This window comes from Bacteroidota bacterium, from assembly GCA_018266835.1.
GTDB lineage: Bacteria > Bacteroidota > Ignavibacteria > Tepidaquicellales > Tepidaquicellaceae > JAFDZO01.
Genome location: JAFDZP010000005.1, coordinates 1 through 22,506, shown reverse-complemented (window position 1 = coordinate 22,506; position 22,506 = coordinate 1). Strand labels below are relative to the sequence as shown.

Below are 22,506 nucleotides of genomic sequence, written 5' to 3'. Positions count from 1 at the left end.
GGTTGGGGGTGGTTAAATTTTAAAGATACGTTCCAACGCTGGAGCATTGGAACGAGGTGATAAAAACCCGACCAAAATCCGACTTTTTTTAAAATTGTAAATCGACGGTATTGTTTTTACAACAATGATTTATGGAATCCGACAATTTTCCGACTTTTTTTGCAAAAATAAATTGAAATTTAAGATTTGAAATTTGAAATTAAAAGAATCCGACTTTTTCCCGACTTATTTTAAAAATATATTAGGATTCAATATGAGAGTAAACAGATGTAAAATACTAATTAACCGAAACTTTTTCTATATAGAGGCAGTTAAATATAGTTATATACATTTCATTTTTAAAACACGTTAAGTAACTTGTAAAATATATGTGGAAAAGACTATTAATACTATTTGTCGGCGTTATTGCCATGGTTTTGCTGTTTAACAGCGTAATTATGCCCTGGTATGTAAAGCATACCGATACTGCAAAAGTCCCGAATGTTGTCGGCTTGAATTTTTTAGAAGCTAAGAAGAAGATAGAGGCTGTCGGACTTGAAGTAAAGCAGGGCGATATCCGTTACGATGAAAACAAACCTATCGGGGAAATAATTGACCAGAATCCTCCGGCTGACCAGATAGTAAAATACGGAAGAAGAATATACCTTACAGTTTGCGGCGGCGAGCAGCTTGTTGAAGTCCCTGCTCTTAAAGGAAGAACTCTGCGTGATGCTAAGTTTACACTTGAGCAGAGAGGACTGCAGTTAGGCGAGTCAGTAAGAAAAAACTCAAATGATGTTAAAGAAGATTGTGTCATTTCTCAGATAATTCAGCCCGGAAGCAAAGTTAAAAGAAGCACGAAGATTGATCTGATTATCAGCGATGGAATGGTTAAGGGCGATTTGATTGTGCCTGATTTAATCGGAAAGAAACTTGAAGATGCTAAGAAACTTATAGCTGATAAAAAGCTTAAGCTTGGTAAGATAACGTATCAGACAAATAATGATATTCCTGCAGGACAGATTGTTGACCAGTATCCTAAGAAAGACAAAACTGCCAATGAAAGCACTACAGTAGATTTGTTTGTATCTCGCAAGAAGAAAGTTGAAACTGAAGAGAAACCGGCAAACGATAATACACCAAACGATAAAAAAGTACCCGACCCTGATAGTAAAACTGATAAAGGTGAAAAGAAGAAGAACGGAACTGAGAAGAAAGAAACCGGAGATAAAGAAGTTACGAGCCCGAAATCCGGACCTGAAACTCCAAAGAAAGATACTGAAAAGAAGAAGGGAATAGAGCCGAAGAAAGACGATAAGAAAACGACTGACACTAAGAAAAAGCCAACCGATACTAAACCGAAGGAAGGTGCTAAATGAAGTATATATGTCCCTCAATTTTATCGGCAGATTTTTCTAAGTTAGGTGATGAAATAAAAGAAGTTGAAAAGGCGGGCGCAGATATAATTCATTGTGATATAATGGACGGCAATTTTGTTCCGAATATTAGCTTTGGTCAATCCATTGTTAAGCAGGTGAACAAGATGACGGATTTACCTCTTGATGTTCATCTTATGATAAACGAGCCGACAAGATACATTAAAGATTTTGCTGATGCAGGCGCTGATTTTATATCGGTACATTACGAGAATAATTTCCATCTTAACAGAGTAGTAAACCAGATCAAAGATTTAGGCGTAAAGGCGGGAGTAGTCATAAATCCCGCTACTCCCATTAGCATTTTAGAAAATATTTTGCCGTATGCTGATTATGTTTTACTGATGAGTGTAAATCCGGGATTCGGCGGCCAAAAATTTATACCTAACGTAACAGAAAAAGTATCAGCTTTGAAAAAGATGATTGATGAAAAAAGCCTTAACTGTAAAATTGAAATTGACGGCGGAGTGGATCTGGAAAATATTAAGATGCTTTCGGATGCAGGTGTGGATATGTTCGTATGTGGTAATTCAGTATTCGGCAGCAAGGACAGAGCAGGTGTAATAAAACAAATGAAAGCTTTAATTTCATAAACAAAATATGAAAAGCGTATTTTTCAACAGTGAGGTTCTCAATGTTGAAAAAAAAATCATAGACAGACTTTCAATTCCTTCCATAATCCTTATGGAAAATGCAGGCAGAAATGCTGCAGACTTCATTGTATCAAAATTAAATTCAAATTCTAAAGTCGTAATCCTTGCAGGCAAAGGCAACAACACCGGCGACGGATTTGTTATTGCACGGCATCTCGCAAATCATAAAATCAAATCTTCAGTCATATTACTTTATCCTCAATCTGATTTAAAAGGAGATGCACTGATTAATTTTGATATACTTAAATCATATAAGAATTCGGTCAGTCTTAATTTTATAAATTCATGGACTCAGATGAAAAGCTTCTTTGATAATAAAAATCTGGTTATCATTGATGCAGTGTTCGGAATTGGATTTAAAGGAGAACTTGAACCAAGACTTCAAACAATATTTAAAGAAGTAAATGAAATAAAGAGAAAAACGGTGTTTGCAATTGATACGCCATCGGGATTGTATAATTATAATCAGACTACTGTATGCATTAAAGCTGATCACACTATTTCTATGGGAGTGAAGAAATTTCATTCTCTTTTTTTTAATGGAAGGGAAGCAGCCAGTGAAATTTATACAGTCGATATTGGAGTATCTGAAAAATTCTTTGATGATTATAATGAAACGAAGATGTATGTAGTTGAAGAAAAGGACATTACTAAATTTATTCCTACGAGAAAAGTTAACAGCTATAAATACTCAAGCGGAAAAGTCTTTGCATTAGCGGGTTCGAAAGGATTAACTGGCGCAGCATATTTGTGCTCCCAGTCAGCTTTAGTTGCAGGCAGCGGAGCAGTTATTTTAGGAGTGCCGGATTCACTTAACACAATCCTTGCGAGGAAATTAACTGAAGTAATGACGGCAGTTTTACCTGAGACAAGCGACCATACATTTTCGCCCACGGGATATGATAAGATAAAAGAAAAGATAAAGTGGGCTGATTGTTTGTTAATCGGTCCCGGAGTTTCTAAAAATCCTGAAACGTTAGAGCTCGTATCAAAAATTATAAATGAAAACGATATTCCGGTTGTATTAGATGCAGACGGATTGACTGCATTTAAAAATGCGAAATCAAAACGAAGGAAGAACAAAATAATTTTAACTCCCCACATAGGGGAGTTTGCAAATTTACTGAACATTTCAACTGAAGAAGTTAAAAAGGATTTTTACAACCTGTCAGTAAAGTTTGCTAAAGAAAAGAATGTAATTCTGATCTTAAAAGGTTCGCCTTCCATAATCACAGACGGAGATTCATTCTACATAAATTCATCGGGAAATTCTATTCTCTCAACTGCAGGCAGCGGAGATGTTTTATCGGGAATAATTGCATCTATTTACTCAAGAACAAAAATTCCAATGGAGAGCGCTCTTGCAGGAGTTTACATTCACGGAAAATGCGCTGATTTACTTTATACAAATAGAAAGAACAATTTCACCTTCCAAGCATCTAATATAATAGATAAAATTCCACTAGCTGTTAATGCCATTCTTAATTCAACTGATTTATATTGAACCGGAAAATCTTTCATTATTTACTTTTAGGATACATCATAGCAATTTTCATTGAGTCCTCATTACACGGGGACGATTTCCCGAAAATAGATATAACTTTAATAGATAAGTACGTTCATTTTATAATATATTTCGGATTATGTTTATTATTTTTTTATTCCTTAAATAATCAAACAAAATTTACTAAATTACATGAATATCCGTTAGTTTTTGCTTTGATATTCACTTCATTGTACGGAGTGACGGATGAACTGCACCAGTACTTTGTTCCGGGAAGGTCATGCGATATTCTTGACTGGACTGCCGATACAATCGGTGCTTTAATTTGTCTATTAGTAATAAAGATTTTTTACAAGAAACTACCATTTATAAACTCGAATAAATCTGAAACAACTCAATGATTCCTTTAAAAGACTTTGCTGAAATTATTCCGTTTCTTATTATTACATGCGCGGCTTTGCTTACTATGGTTATTGAAATTACGTTCAAAAAGAATGCTTCAATTATTTACGGCTTCAGTATCATTTCTGTGATAGCAGCCATTGCAACTTCGTTTACAGGTCTTAACAAAGACCAGATAATTTTTAATAATTATTTCCATCTTACGAATGTAACAATCGCATTTACTGTTACGATTCTCATTGGAATGCTTATCACAATCATAAGCGCAAAAAGTTATCTCGAAAAAGAAGATATAGATTTCGGTGAGTTCTATTCGCTGCTGCTCTTTGCAATAATGGGAATGTTCATGATGATATGGGGCAATGACATCCTTGTAATTTTTATCGGACTTGAGTTGATGTCAATCTGTTTCTACATACTCGCAGGCTTCCTCAGAAAAAGAATTAAGTCAAATGAAAGTGCTCTGAAGTATTTTTTACTCGGTGCTTTTATGACGGGATTTCTTTTATATGGAATAGCTTTGATGTATGGAGTAACCGGCACAACAAATCTTACAATACTTTATTCCAATCCGGAAAATTTCAAAAGCTCAATTTTTGTAATAGGTTTCGGTTTATATCTTATAGGCTTTATGTTTAAGATGGGTATCTTTCCGTTCCACATGTGGATTCCTGATGTTTACGATGGTGCGCCGACAGTTGTATCAGGTATGATGTCTACCGCAGGTAAAATAGCCGCTGTTGCAACGATACTTCCGTTCATTTTGAATGTTCATCTTACGGAATTCCAGCAGGTGTTTTCAGTGCTTGCAGTTGTAACAATGTTGTTCGGAAATGTTATAGCCCTTGCTCAGACAAACATAAAAAGACTTCTTGCATACTCATCTATCTCCAGCGCAGGCTACATAATGGTTGGTATTGCTTCAATGAATGAGTTAGCTACAAAGGGAATCGCATACTATCTTGTTGCTTATACTTTCATGCAGCTTGGCGCATTTTTAGTTGTAGCATTAATTGAAAAGAAAACAGCAGATTCAAAAGACTATGCAAATTTAAATTTAGATTCATATAAAGGTCTTGCAAAACGCAACCCGTGGCTTGCAACTTTTATGACGTTATTTTTATTTTCATTAGCAGGTATACCTCCGTTCGCGGGATTCTGGGGCAAGTATTATTTGTTCTATGCTTCGATTAAAGCGGGATTGATATGGTTATCTGTAATAGGTATTGTGCTTAGCTTGATTTCAATTTACTACTACTTAAGAGTTATAGTTTATATGTGGTTCAGCGAAGCTGATACAGCACAGGAAAAAGAAAGTGTAAGTGTAATGAGCATGACGGGACTTTCATTAGCAATATTAGGTACTTTGATTTTCGGTTTATTCCCGAATTTGTTTTTCAATTTGTTTAAGTTTTTATAAGATAAGAAAAATTGAATATTCTTTATTCACAATGGCGTCCTGATTCATTGACTGATGATAAGAGATTGGAAAATCTCATATCAATCTACAACTACATTCTTATTCAAACGAATGGAGATGTAGAAGAAGCTCTTGAATGGATGCGAATGCTGAATGAAGAAAACAATTTTTTTGATGACGAACTTTCATTCTCTGATTTTGTTGATGAACTAAAGAAGAAAGGTTACATTTCCGAGAAAGACGGACTGATGAAGTTAACTCCCAAAGGCTCACAAAGAATTCGGCTGGATGCGATGAACAACATTTTTTCGGGCTTGAAACCTGATACCACAGGTTTTCATGAAACGAATAAGACAGGTTCAGGCGTTGAAAAGATGGCTGAGCTGAAGAAATATAAATTCGGCGACCAGATTACAAACATAGATTTGACTTCAACCATTAAGAATGCTTTTTTAAAAACCGACCTTAATAATTTTCAATTAGAGGAAGATGATATAGAAGTTTTTGAAACAGAAGCGCAGACAACCGTTGCAACTGTGTTAATGATTGATATTTCTCACAGTATGATTTTATACGGAGAGGACAGAATTACTCCGGCTAAAGAAGTCGCGCTGGCTTTATCAGAATTGATACTATCTAAATTCCCAAAAGATAAACTTGATATAATTGTTTTCGGCGATGATGCAAAATCAATTTCACTGAGAGATTTGCCGTTCCTTTCAGTAGGACCTTATCATACTAATACAAAAGCAGGTTTAAGACTTGCAAGAAATATTCTTAAGAGAAAAGGAGCAAGCAACAAACAGATCTTTATGATAACTGACGGAAAACCTTCTGCGATTTTTACTGATGACGGAAGGTTGTATAAAAATTCATTCGGACTTGATCCGAGGATTGTAAACAAGACTCTTGATGAAGCTGTTGCATGCCGAAAAGACAGGATTAAAATAACTACATTTATGATTGCGCAGGATTATTATTTAAGAAATTTCATTGAGGATTTTACAAAGGCAAACAGCGGTTCGGCGTACTATTCAGGACTTGATAAGCTGGGGCAGTTCATTTTTACAGACTATTTAAAAAGCAGACGCAAATATAATTAAGTAAATAAACTTATTCATTTGAAATTATCTTTAAAGATTTTTAAGGGTTCAGTCCTTTTGGGATTAACCCTTTTTTTATTTCACGGCAATCTTTACTCGCAGGAGATTTATTTTTTACATTCAAACGAGCTCTTCAGACCGATAGAGGCTTCCGTATTTGAATCGAAAATTGGTATCAGTTCAAATATTCAGCAGGAAAATCTTAAACTGGATATAGGCGCTTCAGTTGATATCACGGGAATAAAAGCGAAGAATTACTTAGCATCGTTTGGAGCAGAGTTCTTTACTTTTTCAAATTTAAGAAAAGAAGCTAACTTTAAATTTCCTGTCGATGCAATTGATTATTACTTTGGTGTGTCACTTAATTTTAAGAAAGAATTGAATCCGATTTCAACTGTTTCAACACGATTAAGAGTAGCTCATATCTCTTCTCACTTTGAAGACGGCCATAAGTTTGAAAGAACCGATACAATTTTTACACCTATTGTTTACAGCAGGGAGTTTATAGATTTAGCAGGGATTTATGATTATAAGATAAGACCTAACTTTGTATTAAGAACATTATTGGGTGTTAATTTGCTTATGCACAGCATACCTGATGACTTTGGAAAAATATCTATCCAAATAGGAAACGAATTAAGATATTCAATCAATAATTATTTTGGCTTATATTTATCCAATGACTTGAGAAGCGCAATTGTTAAAGGAAGTTCAAATTTTAACGAAAGCTTTGAGACAGGAATTAACATTGGCGGATTTGACAGCAGGGGAGTGAATATATTTTTCTCAATATACAACGGTCAGGATTATAAAGGTCAGTACTATGATAAGTCATTAAATATTAAATCAATCGGAACACACATACTCTTTTAAAATGATATTTTTATTCTTACTAAATATTCTTACATGGTTAACGGTTCCTCATTTTGAAGAGGGCGGAGTATTAGTAAAACAATATGAAGTTAAAGGATTTCAGAATGCAGTTTCGCTTTCGCCTGATAATCTCGGCAAAATTTATATACTGGATAATAAAGCAAATCAGGTAATTAAGCTTAATGAAAATCTTGTAGAAGTAAAACGAAACGGTAAGCAGGGATGGGGCGACGGATTATTTGATACTCCTACAAGCATTGATGCATCAACGGGACTTGATATTTTTATTTGCGACGGGAAGAATAACCGTGTGCAGCGTTTTGACAGAAATCTGAATTATATCTCTTCGCTTGTTACAAATCTTACAACATTTTTACCGCAATATCAGTTTAATACTCCTGTATCTTCAATTTTAATGAATTCAAATGATTTGTACGTATATGATAAGGATAATAAACGAGTTGTCATTTATAAAGACGGATTGACTCCTGTTAATTCATTCGGAGAATATCAGAGTTCGGAGGGGCGTATTGTACGCGGAAGAAAAATGGTTAAGGATAAGAACAATTATATTTTTATACATGATATCGGACAGAATGCCGTTTTGAAATATGATAACTTTGGTACCTTTGTAAAAAAAATTCAGGTTGATACTATATATTCGATTTCAGTTTACGATAATAATCTTTACCTGCTGACTAATAATAAAATTTACTCTTACAATATTGAAAAGAGTACTTTTGAGGATATGTATGATCTATTTGAGTATAATACCATTTCAGATTTTACCGATTTCGTCGTTTTGAGCAAGGAAAAGTATTTAATATTAGAAAAAAATAAGTTAAGTTATTGGAAGTTAATAAATAAAAATTAATTTATGGCAAGAGACATAAATAAAGTTATCTTAATTGGACGTCTCGGAAAAGACCCGGACCTGCGTTATACCCCCAAAGGCACAGCAGTTTGCTCTTTTACAATTGCAACAAATAATGATTATAACGGTGAAGATGGTAATTTAGTAAAGCGTGTTGAATGGCATAACATAAGCGCATGGAGCAAGCTTGCGGAGATCTGCTCAAAGTATTTAAAGAAAGGCTCTAAGATTTACTGCGAGGGAAGATTGCAATACGATGAATATGAAAAAGATGGTATAAAAAGATTTTCTACCAAGATAATTATGAGCGATATGCAGATGCTTGATACAAAAGGTGAAGGGGGCGGTTCAGGCTCATCTTCATCGAGCAGTTCAAGTTCTTCTGATAGCTCTTCAAGCCAAAACGATGACAGTGATTTACCATTTTAAATAACAGATTACACAACAATTTTGAAATCCCCATTCAAGTAATTGGATGGGGATTTTTTTATAATAATTTTTCAAAAATAAACCTATTTCTTAGTAAATTGAAGATGCAATCGAATTTAAGTATTTTGCAGTAATATATGGAATCATTCCAATCAGTATTTTTTGATGCGTTTTTAATTGCGACTCTTATAATTGTAAATGCGCTTTTTGTTGCTGCGGAGTTTGCCTTAGTAAGGGTACGTTCAACGGAACTTGACGCAATAATAAATAAAGGCAATAAACAAGCTAAGCTCTCTAAGAAAATTATAGAGAATATAAATTCTTATATTTCTGCAACACAGCTTGGTATTACAATTGTAAACCTTACATTAGGTTGGATAGGCGAAGATGTTTTTACTAAATTGCTTTATCCTGTGTTTGTTTTTTTTGGTATTCAGGATCCGCTTAGCCATACTTTAGCTGTAATTCTCGGTTTGTTAATTATTACTTTTTTTGCAGTTACAATAGGTGAAATTGCCCCTAAGACAATTGCAATTAAGTTTCCGTTAAAAATTACACTTTGGTTTTCATTTCCACTTCAGATATTTTATAAAATATTTAAGCCATTCATCTGGCTTTTAAATAAAAGCGCAGATTTAACTCTGCTAATCTTCGGCATAAAACCAGCATCAAAGGATGAGATGGCTCACTCTGAAGAAGAGATACGGCAGATTATAAAAGAAGGCAGAAGTACGGGTGTAATTGATTCTACTGAACATCAGCTTATAGAAAAAATATTTGATTTCAACGATAAGACAGTTGACGAAATTATGATTCCCCGCAACAATATGTTTGCGATAGATATAAACGATAGCAGGGATTCAATTATCCATAAAGTTATTGAGGAAGGATTTTCCAGGATACCTGTATATAATGAATCAGTTGATAATATAATTGGTATTATTTATTCAAAGGATATCATCAGCGCAGCGGAGCATAAAGATGTAATCGTACTTCAGGATATTTTAAGACCTGCATTTTTTGTCCCCGAAACAAAACACATTGGCGAGCTTTTAAAAGAACTTCAGCGTAAAAGAATTCACCTCGCAATTGTTGTAAATGAACATGGCGGAGTTGAAGGACTTGTTACTCTTGAAGATATAATCGAAGAGATAGTCGGTGAAATAGAAGATGAATATGATGTAGAGAATAAGACAATTGAAGTCGGCAAAAAAGGTGTTTACTTAGTAAATCCGAATATCTCAATAGAAGAATTCAATAATAAATTTAAAGCTGATATTCCGGTCGATGATGATGAATATCAGACATTGAGCGGATTTTTGCAGCAGGTTACGGGACATATTCCGGAGATTTATGAGCGCATTGATTACAAAGGAATATCAATGACTGTTACAAAAAAATCAGCGAACAAGTTATTACAAATAAAAATACAAAAGTTAGGAGCATCATAGTAGTTTGAATTATATAAAAAATAAAGCGTTGGCACTTTTTGATTCTCTGGGTGAATATTACAAAATGTGTTTCGGTGTATTTCTGAATTTACGAAGAGTATTTCTTGACAGAAAACTAATACTTGATCAGATGGTTCACGTAGGTGTTAACTCACTTGTTCTTATGTCTATCATAGGTATTTTCACAGGAGCGGTTTCGTGTTTTCAGGCAGCGTATCAGATAAAAGGGTTAATTCCGCTAAGTTATCTTGGCTCGGCAACTTCAAAAGCAATAATAGTTGAGCTTGGTCCAGTGCTTGCTGCGTTAGTTTTAGCCGGAAGAATTGGCGCATCTATCTCTGCCGAGTTAGGTACAATGAAAGTAACTGAACAGATTGATGCGCTTGAAGCAATGGCAATAAGTCCCGTAAGATATTTGGCGGCCCCGAGAGTAATTGCAGTTACATTGATGTTACCTGTGCTTGTTATATATGCAAGCGCTATTGCTATCTTAGGTTCATATCTCGTTGCAACACTTTTTCTTGGTGTATCATCGGCAGCTTTCATGAACGGATTTCAGCACGAGCTTGCTTACAAAGATGTTTATACCTCGGTGATTAAGTCTTTATTTTTCGGATTAACAATTTCTTCCATTGGGGTTTTCATCGGCTTTCAGACTGAAGGCGGGGCTGAAGGTGTTGGTAATACTACAATCCGCTCGTTTGTTATCTGCGCCGCGATGATTCTTATAATGGATTACGTACTCTGGAACTTCTTATTAGGGAGCTAAGAATTGAGGATACTTATAAAAAATATATTTGTAAACTCTCCTTTAGATAAGATAAAACGAAAGACCGATTTAGTTATTAATAACGGAGTATTTGAGAAAATAGGGAAGGCAGCATTAAAAAAAGTTGATGCTGAATTTGATTTTGACGGACTTACCGCAGTACCGGGATTTTTTGATATGCATGTTCATTTCAGAGAGCCGGGACAGACGCATAAAGAAGATATGTTTACCGGTTCACTAAGCGCTATGAACGGAGGATTTACGGGAGTTATGATAATGCCAAATACAAATCCGCCGATTGATAATCCTAAAATTATAAAAGAGCTATTAAAGTTTAATAAGAAATCACTGCTCGATATAAATATTTCAGCTTGTGTTACAAAGAACAGAGAAGGGAAAGACTTAAATAATTTAGCAGCTCTTAAAAAAAGCGGAGCAGTTTCTTTTACCGATGACGGAAGCCCTGTTTATAATCCGCACCTGATGCGTCTTGCACTTGAAGAAGCAGGCAAGATAAATTGTATGATTGTTCAGCATGCCGAAGATATGGACTTATCCAATCATGGTGTAATGAATGAAGGAGCTGTATCTAAGAAACTGAAAGTGAAAGGCATTCCCGAAATAAGTGAGACGATGATTGTTGAACGTGACATTCTTATAACAGAATTTGTTAAGAAAGCTCACTACCATGTACAGCATATTTCATGCGCAAGAAGTATTGAAATGCTTAGAGATGCCCGAAAGAAAAAAATAAATGTCACCGGTGAAGCATGTCCGCACCATTTTATACTGGATGATTCTGCTTTACTAAAGCATGGAACGAATGCAAAGATGAATCCTCCATTGAGAACAAAAAAAGATGTTGAAGGAATTTTAAACGGAATAAAAGACGGAACTATAGATGTAATTTGTACAGACCATGCGCCTCATACAAAAGAGGAAAAAGCTAAAGGGTTAAACAAAGCTCCGTTTGGAATTGTGGGACTTGAATCATCAATAGGATTGACATATACATACTTAGTAAAGAAGAAAATCATTTCATTTGAAAGAATGATTGAGCTGATGTCGATTAATCCAAGGAAGCTTTTGAATTTGAAGCAGCCGAGAATTAAAGTCGGTGAGAAAGCAAATCTTACTATACTTGATACAAATGCAAAATGGAAATTCGATGTGACTAAGACAAAATCAAAATCAAGGAATACTCCATTTAACGGATACGATTTGCAATGCAAGCCTGTGGCAGTAATTAACAAATCAAAAATATACTTTACAGATTTATAATGATTGAGCTAAACATAAAAGATTCATCAGAAAAAGTAAGAGTTAACAATATTTTTTGCATAGGTAAAAATTATGTTGACCATATACATGAGTTTGCAAATCCCGAGATACCAAAAGAACCGGTTGTATTCATGAAGCCTAATACATCTGTTATTACTAATAACGGTAAGGTTGGAATACCGGAACTTAACGGGGCAAAAATTTCAAATGATTTACAGAATGAAGTAGAAGTTATAATTGTAATCGGAAAAGATACTCATAAAGTCAGTAAGGAAAATGCGTTTGATCATATTTCAGGATATGCTATAGGATTAGATTTAACATTAAGAGACATTCAAGCTTATGAAAAATCCAAAGGCTTGCCATGGACAACTGCAAAAGGATTTTATTCTTCCTGCGCTGTATCAGATATTATTACTAAGGATAAAATATCAAATCCATTAGATATTAATTTTGGATTGGAAAAGAACGGTGAAAAAATTCAAACAGGTAATACGTCGTTAATGATTTTTAATATTCCGACTATAATAAATTACCTCTCACATATTTTCAAGCTTGTGGAAGGTGATTTGATTTTTACAGGAACTCCTAGCGGTATTTCAACTTTGCATTCAGGTGATAAGCTCCACGCAAAGTTAGAAGACCTTGTTGATTTAAATGTTCAAGTAGAATAGAATTATTAATTACCCATTACACATTATTAATTAAAGGAACCTTGGCAAAAGTAATTTCAATATGTATTCCTAAAGGCGGAGTCGGTAAAACAACTACTGCTGTTAATCTTGCTGCATCTCTTGCATTAGCAGAAAAGAGAACGCTTCTTATTGACGTTGATCCGTTCGGCGGTTCGGCAATTGCCTTAGGTTATACTCCTGAAAATATAAAAGGCGGACTGTTTGAGATATTCAACTTCTCAAGGTCGCTTAAAAGTGTTATTCATAAAACCGATATAGCTTATCTGGATTTTGTGCCATCTAATATTTATACAATTCAGATGTATGAGAAGTTTAATGCAAACTCAGACAGCAACAAAGTTCTTATAAAAAATTCATTAAGAGAAGTCGCTGCTAACTATGACTATATAATTTTCGATTGCCCCCCTGTCTTAAAAGGAATTACCAATAGCGCTCTTATTGCTTCCAACTCAGTTCTTATGCCTGTAAAGTGCGCGCACTTTTCATTGGACTCAGTTGACCGTATGTTCAGCTTTGTTACATGGTTCCGAGAAGTTTCAAATCCGCATCTTAACATTGAAGGAATAGTTTTAACTATGTATGAAAAAGACTCGAAGGTCACTAAGATATCGGAACGCGAACTTAAGCTTAAATACAAAAATTATTTACTCAATACCGTCATACCAAATTCAAATTTACTTAATGAATCTACTTTCTATGGAAAGCCATTATGTTTATACAGATTAAAATCTGAAGGAGCCGAAGCTTATCTTGAACTCGCTTATGAAATTATTACAAAGAACAAACCAAACCCCGAAAATTAATACATACATTCTATAATGAAAGAGTTTTTACCAAAATATGATTTCAATGCCTCTGAAAGCAAGTGGCAAAAAGTATGGGAAGATAACAGACTATACGAAGCAAAAATTGTTAAAGGCAAACCAAAGTACTCAGTTGTAATTCCACCGCCGAATATTACCGGAATATTGCATATCGGACACATGTTGAATAACACCATACAGGATATCTTCTGCCGGGTAAAACGTATGCAGGGATATGAAGTCTGTTGGGTGCCGGGCATTGACCATGCAGGGATTTCAACACAGCACGTACTTGAAAGAGAACTGAAAGCGCAGGGCAAGACTAAGCATGATATCGGACGTGAAGCATTTGTCGCTATGGGCTGGGAATGGAAAGAGAAATATGGCGGCATCATATTAAAGCAATTAAGAAAGCTCGGTGTATCCGTTGACTGGTCTAAAGAACGATTTACTCTCGATGAAGGTCTTAATAAAGCTGTCCGTGAAGTATTTGTTGACCTGTATAAAAAAGGACTGATATACAGAGGCAAGCGTATCGTTAACTGGGACCCCAAGGCAATGACTGCAGTCAGCGACGATGAAATAGAATACAAAGAGAAACGAGATAAGCTGTACTTCATAAAATATAAAGTAGCCGGAACAGATAAACATGTTACCGTTGCTACCACACGACCTGAAACAATGTTCGGTGATACTGCTGTAGCAGTAAATCCAGATGATGAACGATATAAAAGCTTAGGTGATGTTAATGTCATTCTGCCTTTGGCTAATAAAGAAATCCCGCTTATAAGAGATTCGTATGTTGATAAAGAATTTGGTACAGGAGCTTTGAAAGTAACTCCCGCCCATGATGTAAATGATTTTGAAATAGGGCAGAGACACAACCTTGAAGCTATAAATGTACTGAACAAAGATTCCACTCTGAACGAACACGGACTGGAATGGCAGGGGCTTGATATCTTTGTTGCCCGTAAGAAAATTGTTGTTAAGCTTGAAGAGCTTGGCCTCATTGAAAAGATAGAAGAGATAACTCACAACGTTAACTATGCATCGAAGTCAGGCGCTGTTATTGAGCCGTATCTATCTGACCAGTGGTTTGTTTCTATGAAGCCGCTTGCAGAGCCTGCGCTTAAAGTTGTTAATGACGGACAGATCAAGTTTCATCCTGAGCGCTGGGTGAAGACGTACAATCACTGGATGCAAAACGTCCGTGACTGGTGTATCTCACGTCAGCTCTGGTGGGGACATCAAATCCCAATCTGGTATCACAATGAAACAGGCGAAATCTATTGCGAGATTGAGCCGCCAAAGGATATAAAAAACTGGACTCAAGACCCCGACGTTCTTGATACATGGTTCTCCTCATGGCTATGGCCGTTCTCCGTTTTCGGATGGGAGAACAACAAGGAGAAGGATAAAGCCAACGAAGCGCTTCAGTATTTTTATCCGACTGACTTCCTCGGCACAGCTGCCGATATCATTTTCCTATGGGTTGCCCGCATGATAATGGCAGGGCTTGAATACATGGACGCTATTCCGTTCAAGGATGTTTACTTCAACTCCATCGTCCGAGACGGGCAGGGAAGGAAGATGTCTAAAACGCTTGGTAATTCACCTGACCCGCTTGATATCATTGATAAGTACGGTGCTGATGCAATGCGCTTTACTCTTGTTTACCTTGCCCCTTTAGGGAACGATGTTATGTTTGATGAGACAAACACTGAAATTGGCCGTAACTTTATTACAAAGCTATGGAATGCCGGCAGATTTATTGCCATGAATACGGAGAAATATAAAAATGAACCTATTAGTACGGATTATCAAATTGACATCATAGACGAATGGATTAACAGCCGTCTTAATTCTTCACTGAAAGCTATAAATGAAAATCTCGAAGCGTTCCGACTGAACGACTACTCCAAGCAGATATACAATTTTGTATGGAGTGATTTTTGTGACTGGTACATTGAGCTTATAAAAATTAAAGCAACTCTTAAGCCTGAAAATGCAAAGCAGATTTTTGAAAACGCGCAAGCCAATTATTTAACGATTTTAAAAATCCTTCATCCTATAACTCCCGGAGTAACTGAAGAGCTTTGGCATATCTTCAATGATATCGAAGACACACAGAGCATTTCGTTTGAATCATTCCCTGAAATTGACGAAAACAAAATCAATCTTAAGATTGAAAATGAGTTCCAGTCATTACAGGAGCTTGTTACCGGTATTAGAAATACAAGAGCAGAAAACAATATTCCTAACTCAAAGAAATGTACCGTTTACATCAACAAGATTAACGATTCCATTACTGAGCTTAGCGGTGATATCTTAAATTATATAAAGAACTTATGCAATCTTGATGAACTGAATTCTGCTGCAAAGCCGGAGGGAAACTATGCATCTAAAATTCTTCCTGATTACGAAATCTATCTCTCGCTAGAAGGCTTAGTTGATAAGGCCAAGCAGAAAGAGAAGCTTGAAAAAGAACTTGAGAACCTTACGAAGTTTTATAATACATTGGATAAGAAATTATCCAACGAAGGATTTTTAGCTAAGGCCGCTCCGCAGGTTATAGAGACAGAAAAAGAAAAACAAAACAACGCTAAAGTACAGATTGAAAAGATAAAAGAAGCGTTGGAAGTATTATAAATGATTCAAAAATTTTATATTTGCACTCCTAATAAGTCAGAAGCTGAACAAATTAATAATCTATTTTCTGACTACAAAATTGAGTCTAAAGAAATTAAGATTGGTACTTTTAGCACTTTAGAATTCGATGTAATAAATCTTTTCGCTCTTAGTGCAGAGTACTATGGTAAAAATCCGTTGCCAATGGATACGCAGATTATTTTGAATACAAATCCTTATATACCTGCAAAGTATGTTGTTCCAAGTCCGACTTTTCCAACTTCATTAGAGTTATCCTCCTCTGAAATGTTTAAAGAACAAATTGAAATTCCTTTGAATAAAGTTTTAGAATATGAAAACTTAAGGCAAGTAAATTTCACTTACGCAATTCACACAGAAATTGCATTTTGCTATGAAGAAAACTTTGAAAAAGCTTTAGAAAAATTTCTTGAAATTTTAAAGAACTACCCACAGTTAAAAAAATCTTAATCCCACAGCGTATTCTTACCCAAGGCTGAGGCAATAAGCTCAGTTGCCAGTACAGCAGTTTTATTTTTATAATCAAGTATCGGATTTACTTCTAGGACTTCAAGCGAATTCATGCTTCCGCTTGATGCAATTGTTTCCATGATAAGCTGCGACTCGCGGTAGGTAAGTCCGCCCGGTACAGGCGTACCGACACCTTCAGCATAGTCCGGGTCAATACCGTCCATATCAAAGCTGATGTGAATATGATCAACGCGCGATTTAAAATCCTCAAGAACCTTAGTCATAATATTGTGAATGCCCATTTTATCAACTTCTGACATTGTGTATACCGTTACTCCGAGCTTTTTAATTGTCTCTGCTTCAAGAGGGTCAACATCGCGAATGCCAATCATTGCAACATTTTCTACTTTAACTTTTGGCTTAAAACCGCCAATATTTACAAGGCGTTTATCTCCAAGTCCTAATGCTGCGGCTAGCGGCATTCCGTGAATATTCCCTGAAGGAGTCGTTTCCGGAGTGTTCATATCAGGGTGAGCATCAATCCAGATTACACCCAAAGTTTTATTTTTCTTTTTGCAATACGAGGCAATTCCGGCAATGCTGCCTAGGGCAGTTGCGTGGTCACCGCCAAGAATAAGAGGGAAGTATTTCTTATTCATAATACCTTCCACTTTTTTGGCAAGAACTTTTGATGTCTTAACAATTTCCGATAAGTATTTCAGCTTCGGGTCGCGGATTCTCTGTGTCTCGGAAATCTCTACATCTATATCGCCGTAGTCAGTTACTTTATAGCCAAGGTCTTCAAGTTTATTTTCTAAGTTAGCATATCGCAGGGCGGAAGGCCCCATATCAACACCTCTTCGGTCGGCGCCTAAATCCATCGGGAAGCCAATCATTCCGATATTTCTGTTAATCTTTTTATTTCTTTTCTGATTTATCATAAAGTTTGAAATTTGCTAAATATAAAAAAAAGGCACTGCAAAATAGAGAGAGAAAATTTTCTCACATTTAAGATTTAAGATTTTAGATTATTCACTCCCGCGTTCCGATGCTCCGGCTTCGGAACGTTTCTTTAAAATAGTCGGAAAAAAGTCGGATTCTTATTTCAGTTTCAAATTCCAAGTTTCAAATCTTTTTTGTAAAAGTCGGATTTTGTTTTCTCACTCCTCGTTCCAATGCTCCAGCGTTGGAACGTATCTTTAAAATTTAACCACCCCTAACCCTCCCGCTTTTGGCGGGACAAGCTCTCCTTGAAAAGGAGGGGACTTTAATTGAGATATTAGAATCTTATTTATTTTAAAATAGTTGGGAAAAAGTCGGGTTTTGGTTTTCCCTCATTCCTAACGTCCTCGTTAGGAATGTACATCCCGATTTTTAAATCAATTGCAAAATTAAACAAATTAATCACACGGCGTTCCCAACGAGGATCCCGCTAAAGCGGGACAGGCAGTTGGGAACGAGAAGGAAAACTTAATTAGCTCTTCCTTTTACCCCCTTAGTTAAGAAGAGGGAATTCGATTTTTGAAAGTCACATTATTGTAACATTTTTATTTAATCAATATTGTTTTTTCAATACTGACTTTTTTGTTTTTTTAAAAAGTAGGGAAAAAGTCGGGTTTTGTTTCAGTTTCAAGTCTCATATAAAATTCTGCATTCTAAATTCTGAATTGATTACAATTTACAAATTCTATTTTTCCCATCATAGCAATTCTATCCCATTACTACTAATAGGGAAACTTTCTTTCTTACTTACCATCAGATAAAAAACTGCGATTAGGATAATTAATTACATTAATTTTCAAAATTAAATTTTTTAAAATGGAGCAGGTGGGAAGCGAAAAATATAATCACAAAATTCAGGTTAGGGTAAGGACTTTTGAAGTGGACTCACAGGGCATTGTTCACAATGCAGTCTATCTTCAGTACTTAGAAACGGCGCGGATTGAATACAGAAGAAACCTCGGCTACACAATTTTACCTAACGGAATTTTTAATGACGGATTAAAGGTTGTTGTTGTTAACAACAATATTAATTACAAAGGATTCGGATTATTAGATGACGTGCTGAACGTTTACACAAGAATTGAATGGATAAAAAACTCGAGCTTCTGCTTCGACCAGATAATTGAAAATGATAACACCAAAGCTCTTATCTGTGAAGCAAAAGGAATACTCGTCAATCTCCATCCCACAAATAATACCCCTGAAAGTCTGGCTGACAATTTTATAGAAGATATAAAAAAATTTGAACCTGAACTTAAACTACTTAACAAAACAAACTAAATGAACTTCCTTAAAAAAAGCTATAAACTTTTTTTCTTAATATTATTTATAATTTCCACAACAACATTTTTTTATGCCTGTAAGCAGGACTTCGTTACGAACGAAACTCCTACAGGTACACCGTTCCCGGATAGCATTGCAACACTTTTCAGCACTACATATAATTCATCTGCAAATACCTGTACGAATTCTTCCTGCCATAATACATCATCAAAAGCAGGCGGACTTGATTTGCAGGACTGGTCATCGGCAATGAAGGGTTCTAATAACGGAACAATGATAATTCCTTATAATGCCTTCTGGTCGCACATTACATCGGTCGTTAACAACGATACAAACATTTCACCCGTATCGCAGGTTTTACCTGACCTTCATAAAATGCCTTCTGATAAAGTTGCGATTTTAATGAGATGGATAAACAACGGAGCGCCGAACAAAGACGGACAAATCGCTAATCAGGATTTTACTAAAAAAGCTTTTATAACTAATCAGGCAGCGGATTTAGTTTCAGTAGTAAACACTGAAACGAATATTGTTACAAGAATGATTCCTGTAGGTGGAAGAACAAGCCTGGATTCGCCTCACTATATAATAGTTGACCCGCAGCAGAAATATTTTTATATAAGCTTAATTCAGGAAGGCTATGTTGAAAAGTATGATGTCAATACTTATCAGCTGATTGGAAGAATTGCCGCAGGCGTAAATCCCGCGCACATAGTTGTTTCACCGGATAACAATTTTATTTATGTCACAAATTTTGAAGCGTCAGGAACAACAAAAAGAACATTGAAGATAAGTACTGCCGGAGGTATGAGCATAGTTGATACTGCAACTGCGCCGCAGATGACTGCCCCTCACGGAATGGCTATCACTAAAAACGGACAATACATTTTTGTTACAAGCCAGCTTGGAGAATATATTTTCAAGATAAACACAAGTACGATGGATGTTGAAATTGCGAAACCTGTTGCAGACGGAGTTCCGCCTTCAGGAAACGGAACAGGTACTCACAGACCTTATCAGTGCGTACTTTCACCGGACGATTCCACATTATATGTTACATGCGTTGGCATAGCAGGAAATACAGGAAAAGATTATGTAAGAGTGTTTAATGCCAACACGTTAAATCCTTCAGCAACAACTCCAACAATACTGGTAGGGGATAATCCTTTATTAATGAAATATTCAAGAAATTATCAGTATATTTTCGTATGTAACAGAAACGATAGTACAGTTACAGTTATCAATCCAACAACTAATACCCCCTTTAAAACTATTACCGGAGTCGGTGTTCAGCCGCATGGTGTAGATTTTTCATCAGACGGAACTTACGCATACATTGCATGCGAAACACAGGCAGGGCAGGACGGGCATCATCCTACAACCGGCAGTTACAAAGTAGGTGTAACAAGAATAATAAATATGTCAGACCTAACAGTAAATTCCCGCAAACTTGAAATGGGCTCTTTCCCGGCGGGCATTTCTTGTATACCGTACTAATATTTTTGTAAGCAATCAAAAGCTTGTTATATGTATTAAATTAAACCAAACGCAACTCTTAAAGAAGGAGAATCTCTCGTGAGGAAAATCATACTGTTGTTTTCCGTTGCGATTTTTGGATTTGTAATTTTTACAGGTCAGAAATCACAAGATACACCCCAGAAATGGGCAGTCGACCCGACATGGGTATTCGACGCAAGTAAAACTTATACCGGCGCACTTCCTGTCGGAAAAGTAGATTATATTCACCCAAACACAGAAACAAAAGTAATAAGAACACCACAGGGAACCTTCATGGTTGCTCCGAATGTTCGCGTTCTTCCCCGCGTAAACAGCGCGCAGACAGAAGTTGTCATCGTTAGAAACCCTGTCAATCCTTTGATAATGTTCGGTTCTTCCAATGCTATCAATGTAGCAGGCTCTTCCTTATTTATAAGTGAAGGTGTTTATGTAACAACGGATGGCGGTATATCCTGGTTCGGAAGCGATACATTACAAGGCGCTCCAATCGGAAACCACGGCGGTGACCCGGGACCAACAATTGATAAAGACGGAAGAATCCATATGACTCACTTAGGATTCTCTACTTCAGGTATGTTTGCAAATACTTCAACCAATAATGGATTAACATGGACAGGTAACTTTACAATTGAATCAGGTTCAGTAGATAAAAACTTAGCAGGAACAGATGACGTTCCCGGAAGCCCATTCTACGGAAGAAGCTACTGCGTTTATACAACATTCAGTTCACCATACCCCGCAAGATGTTCTTATACATCTAACGGCGGAACAACATGGTCAACACCGGTTACAATGGTAACTCCCGCTTCAGGTTATACAGCAAGAGGTGAGGATGTTGCAGTCGGTCCGGGCGGAGTTGTTTACTCTGTATGGAGTAACACTCTTGGAAGCGCTGCAGAAGATTTCTTAAGCTTTGCAAAATCAACAGACGGCGGTGTTACTTTCACAGGACAAAACAATGTTGTTGATATGAACGGCTTGCTAGTATTCGGAACAGGCTTCGCTCCATATAATATCAGAATGAATAGTTTCCCGAGAATCGCAGTTGATAAAACAGGCGGACCGAGAAACGGATGGATTTATGTAGTTGCATCCGGAAAAAACATTTCTCCATTAGGAAGTGACGCAGATATCGTTATGTGGAAATCCACAAACGGCGGAACAAACTGGTCTTCAGGCGTAAGAGTAAACCAAGACCCTATGAACAACGGCAAATTACAATTCTATAATGCAATCTGCGTTGACCAAACAGGCGGCGTAAATATCGTTTATTATGATAACAGAAATACTGCAGCTGACTCTGCTGAAGTAATGATGTCACGTTCTATCGACGGCGGAAATACATTCACAGATGTTGTTGTAAGTGACCACAGATTCAAACCAAAATCAGTAACATTATCAGGTGTAGCAGCAGGTTATGCAGGTGACTACATCGGCGTTACATCACAAGGTACAAAGATATGGCCTTTATGGATGGACGACGTAACCGGCATGTATAATGCATGGACAGCAGGAATTCAGGTTGCAACATATCCGTTAAGCGCATTTAATATTCAGACACCAACAGCCGGTTCCAGAATTGTTACCTTCCCGGGCTCTACAACTCCGGTAACATTAACATGGGATACATCAGCTACAGGCGCAACATATAAATGGATATTCGGAAACGTAGCAACACCAAGAAGAGTACAGATTAACGCTTCAACAAATTCCATTACAACTACATTAGGAGCATTAGATGATATTCTTGCTGCAGCAGGATTTACAAACACAGGCGCAGCATCGGATTCATTGGTAGGTCAGTTTGATATCTGGGCTTATAAAGTACCTGGAGCTTCAGGCGCTGACTCATTAAAAGCTTCAAACGGACCGAGAGCAATTACTTTCAGAAGAGGACAGGTAAACGTAACTCC

Annotated in this window: 20 protein-coding genes; 19 read left to right on the top strand and 1 reads right to left on the bottom strand. The window is 36.4% G+C overall.

The annotated features are described in order from the left end of the window. Positions 1-368: 368 nt before the first annotated feature. The 16 genes from JST55_13075 (at position 369) to JST55_13000 (ending at position 16,789) form a co-directional block, all read left to right on the top strand. Positions 369-1,358, top strand: a complete 990-nt coding sequence (locus JST55_13075; protein ID MBS1494440.1) for a PASTA domain-containing protein — start codon at positions 369-371, stop codon at positions 1,356-1,358. Next, complete coding sequence (gene rpe, locus JST55_13070; GenBank protein MBS1494439.1) at positions 1,355-2,008, top strand: ribulose-phosphate 3-epimerase; 654 nt, start codon at positions 1,355-1,357, stop codon at positions 2,006-2,008. Before JST55_13075 ends, rpe begins: the two co-directional genes overlap by 4 nt. Positions 2,009-2,015: 7 nt before the next feature. Further along, a complete protein-coding gene (locus JST55_13065; protein ID MBS1494438.1) occupies positions 2,016-3,572 on the top strand; it encodes an NAD(P)H-hydrate dehydratase in 1,557 nt (518 codons plus the stop codon). Beyond that, complete coding sequence (locus JST55_13060; protein ID MBS1494437.1) at positions 3,569-3,973, top strand: VanZ family protein; 405 nt, start codon at positions 3,569-3,571, stop codon at positions 3,971-3,973. The genes JST55_13065 and JST55_13060 overlap by 4 nt, the downstream gene beginning before the upstream one ends. Beyond that, a complete protein-coding gene (locus JST55_13055) occupies positions 3,970-5,394 on the top strand; it encodes an NADH-quinone oxidoreductase subunit N (protein ID MBS1494436.1) in 1,425 nt (474 codons plus the stop codon). The genes JST55_13060 and JST55_13055 overlap by 4 nt, the downstream gene beginning before the upstream one ends. A 140-nt stretch (positions 5,395-5,534) precedes the next feature. Further along, on the top strand, positions 5,535-6,497 hold the full coding sequence (locus JST55_13050; protein ID MBS1494435.1) for a VWA domain-containing protein: 963 nt from the start codon (positions 5,535-5,537) through the stop codon (positions 6,495-6,497). Positions 6,498-6,554: 57 nt separating this feature from the next. Continuing rightward, the gene (locus JST55_13045) at positions 6,555-7,370 is read left to right on the top strand and encodes a DUF1207 domain-containing protein (protein MBS1494434.1); all 816 of its coding nucleotides are present in this window, start codon (positions 6,555-6,557) and stop codon (positions 7,368-7,370) included. Position 7,371: 1 nt separating this feature from the next. Then, the gene (locus JST55_13040; GenBank protein MBS1494433.1) at positions 7,372-8,244 is read left to right on the top strand and encodes a hypothetical protein; all 873 of its coding nucleotides are present in this window, start codon (positions 7,372-7,374) and stop codon (positions 8,242-8,244) included. 3 nt (positions 8,245-8,247) lie between these two features. Next, a complete protein-coding gene (locus tag JST55_13035) occupies positions 8,248-8,673 on the top strand; it encodes a single-stranded DNA-binding protein (protein MBS1494432.1) in 426 nt (141 codons plus the stop codon). Between the two features lie 137 nt (positions 8,674-8,810). Next, complete coding sequence (locus tag JST55_13030) at positions 8,811-10,124, top strand: HlyC/CorC family transporter (GenBank protein ID MBS1494431.1); 1,314 nt, start codon at positions 8,811-8,813, stop codon at positions 10,122-10,124. A gap of 130 nt (positions 10,125-10,254) precedes the next feature. Further along, complete coding sequence (locus JST55_13025) at positions 10,255-10,893, top strand: ABC transporter permease (protein ID MBS1494430.1); 639 nt, start codon at positions 10,255-10,257, stop codon at positions 10,891-10,893. Positions 10,894-10,896: 3 nt separating this feature from the next. Next, complete coding sequence (locus JST55_13020; protein MBS1494429.1) at positions 10,897-12,174, top strand: dihydroorotase; 1,278 nt, start codon at positions 10,897-10,899, stop codon at positions 12,172-12,174. Then, entirely contained in the window at positions 12,174-12,848 is a 675-nt protein-coding gene (locus JST55_13015) for a fumarylacetoacetate hydrolase family protein (protein ID MBS1494428.1), read from the top strand. Before JST55_13020 ends, JST55_13015 begins: the two co-directional genes overlap by 1 nt. A 41-nt stretch (positions 12,849-12,889) precedes the next feature. Further along, positions 12,890-13,672, top strand: coding sequence for a ParA family protein (locus tag JST55_13010; protein MBS1494427.1), 783 nt, complete (start codon positions 12,890-12,892; stop codon positions 13,670-13,672). Between the two features lie 15 nt (positions 13,673-13,687). Then, a complete protein-coding gene (locus tag JST55_13005; protein ID MBS1494426.1) occupies positions 13,688-16,321 on the top strand; it encodes a valine--tRNA ligase in 2,634 nt (877 codons plus the stop codon). After that, the gene (locus tag JST55_13000) at positions 16,322-16,789 is read left to right on the top strand and encodes a hypothetical protein (protein MBS1494425.1); all 468 of its coding nucleotides are present in this window, start codon (positions 16,322-16,324) and stop codon (positions 16,787-16,789) included. It begins immediately after the preceding gene. Here JST55_13000 and rocF read toward each other — a convergent pair. Beyond that, positions 16,786-17,730 (bottom strand): arginase, encoded by a 945-nt coding sequence (gene rocF, locus JST55_12995; GenBank protein ID MBS1494424.1) that lies wholly within the window; start codon positions 17,728-17,730, stop codon positions 16,786-16,788. The two genes, JST55_13000 and rocF, sit on opposite strands and share 4 nt — an antisense overlap. Positions 17,731-18,607: 877 nt before the next feature. On the opposite strand from rocF, the gene JST55_12990 reads away from it, so the two are divergent. From JST55_12990 to JST55_12980, 3 genes are all read left to right on the top strand, one after another. After that, positions 18,608-19,072, top strand: coding sequence for an acyl-CoA thioesterase (locus JST55_12990; GenBank protein MBS1494423.1), 465 nt, complete (start codon positions 18,608-18,610; stop codon positions 19,070-19,072). Then, entirely contained in the window at positions 19,073-20,572 is a 1,500-nt protein-coding gene (locus JST55_12985; protein MBS1494422.1) for a beta-propeller fold lactonase family protein, read from the top strand. A gap of 78 nt (positions 20,573-20,650) precedes the next feature. Beyond that, positions 20,651-22,506, top strand: a 1,856-nt coding sequence (locus JST55_12980) for an exo-alpha-sialidase (protein MBS1494421.1), incomplete at its 3' end; no start/stop codon positions are given.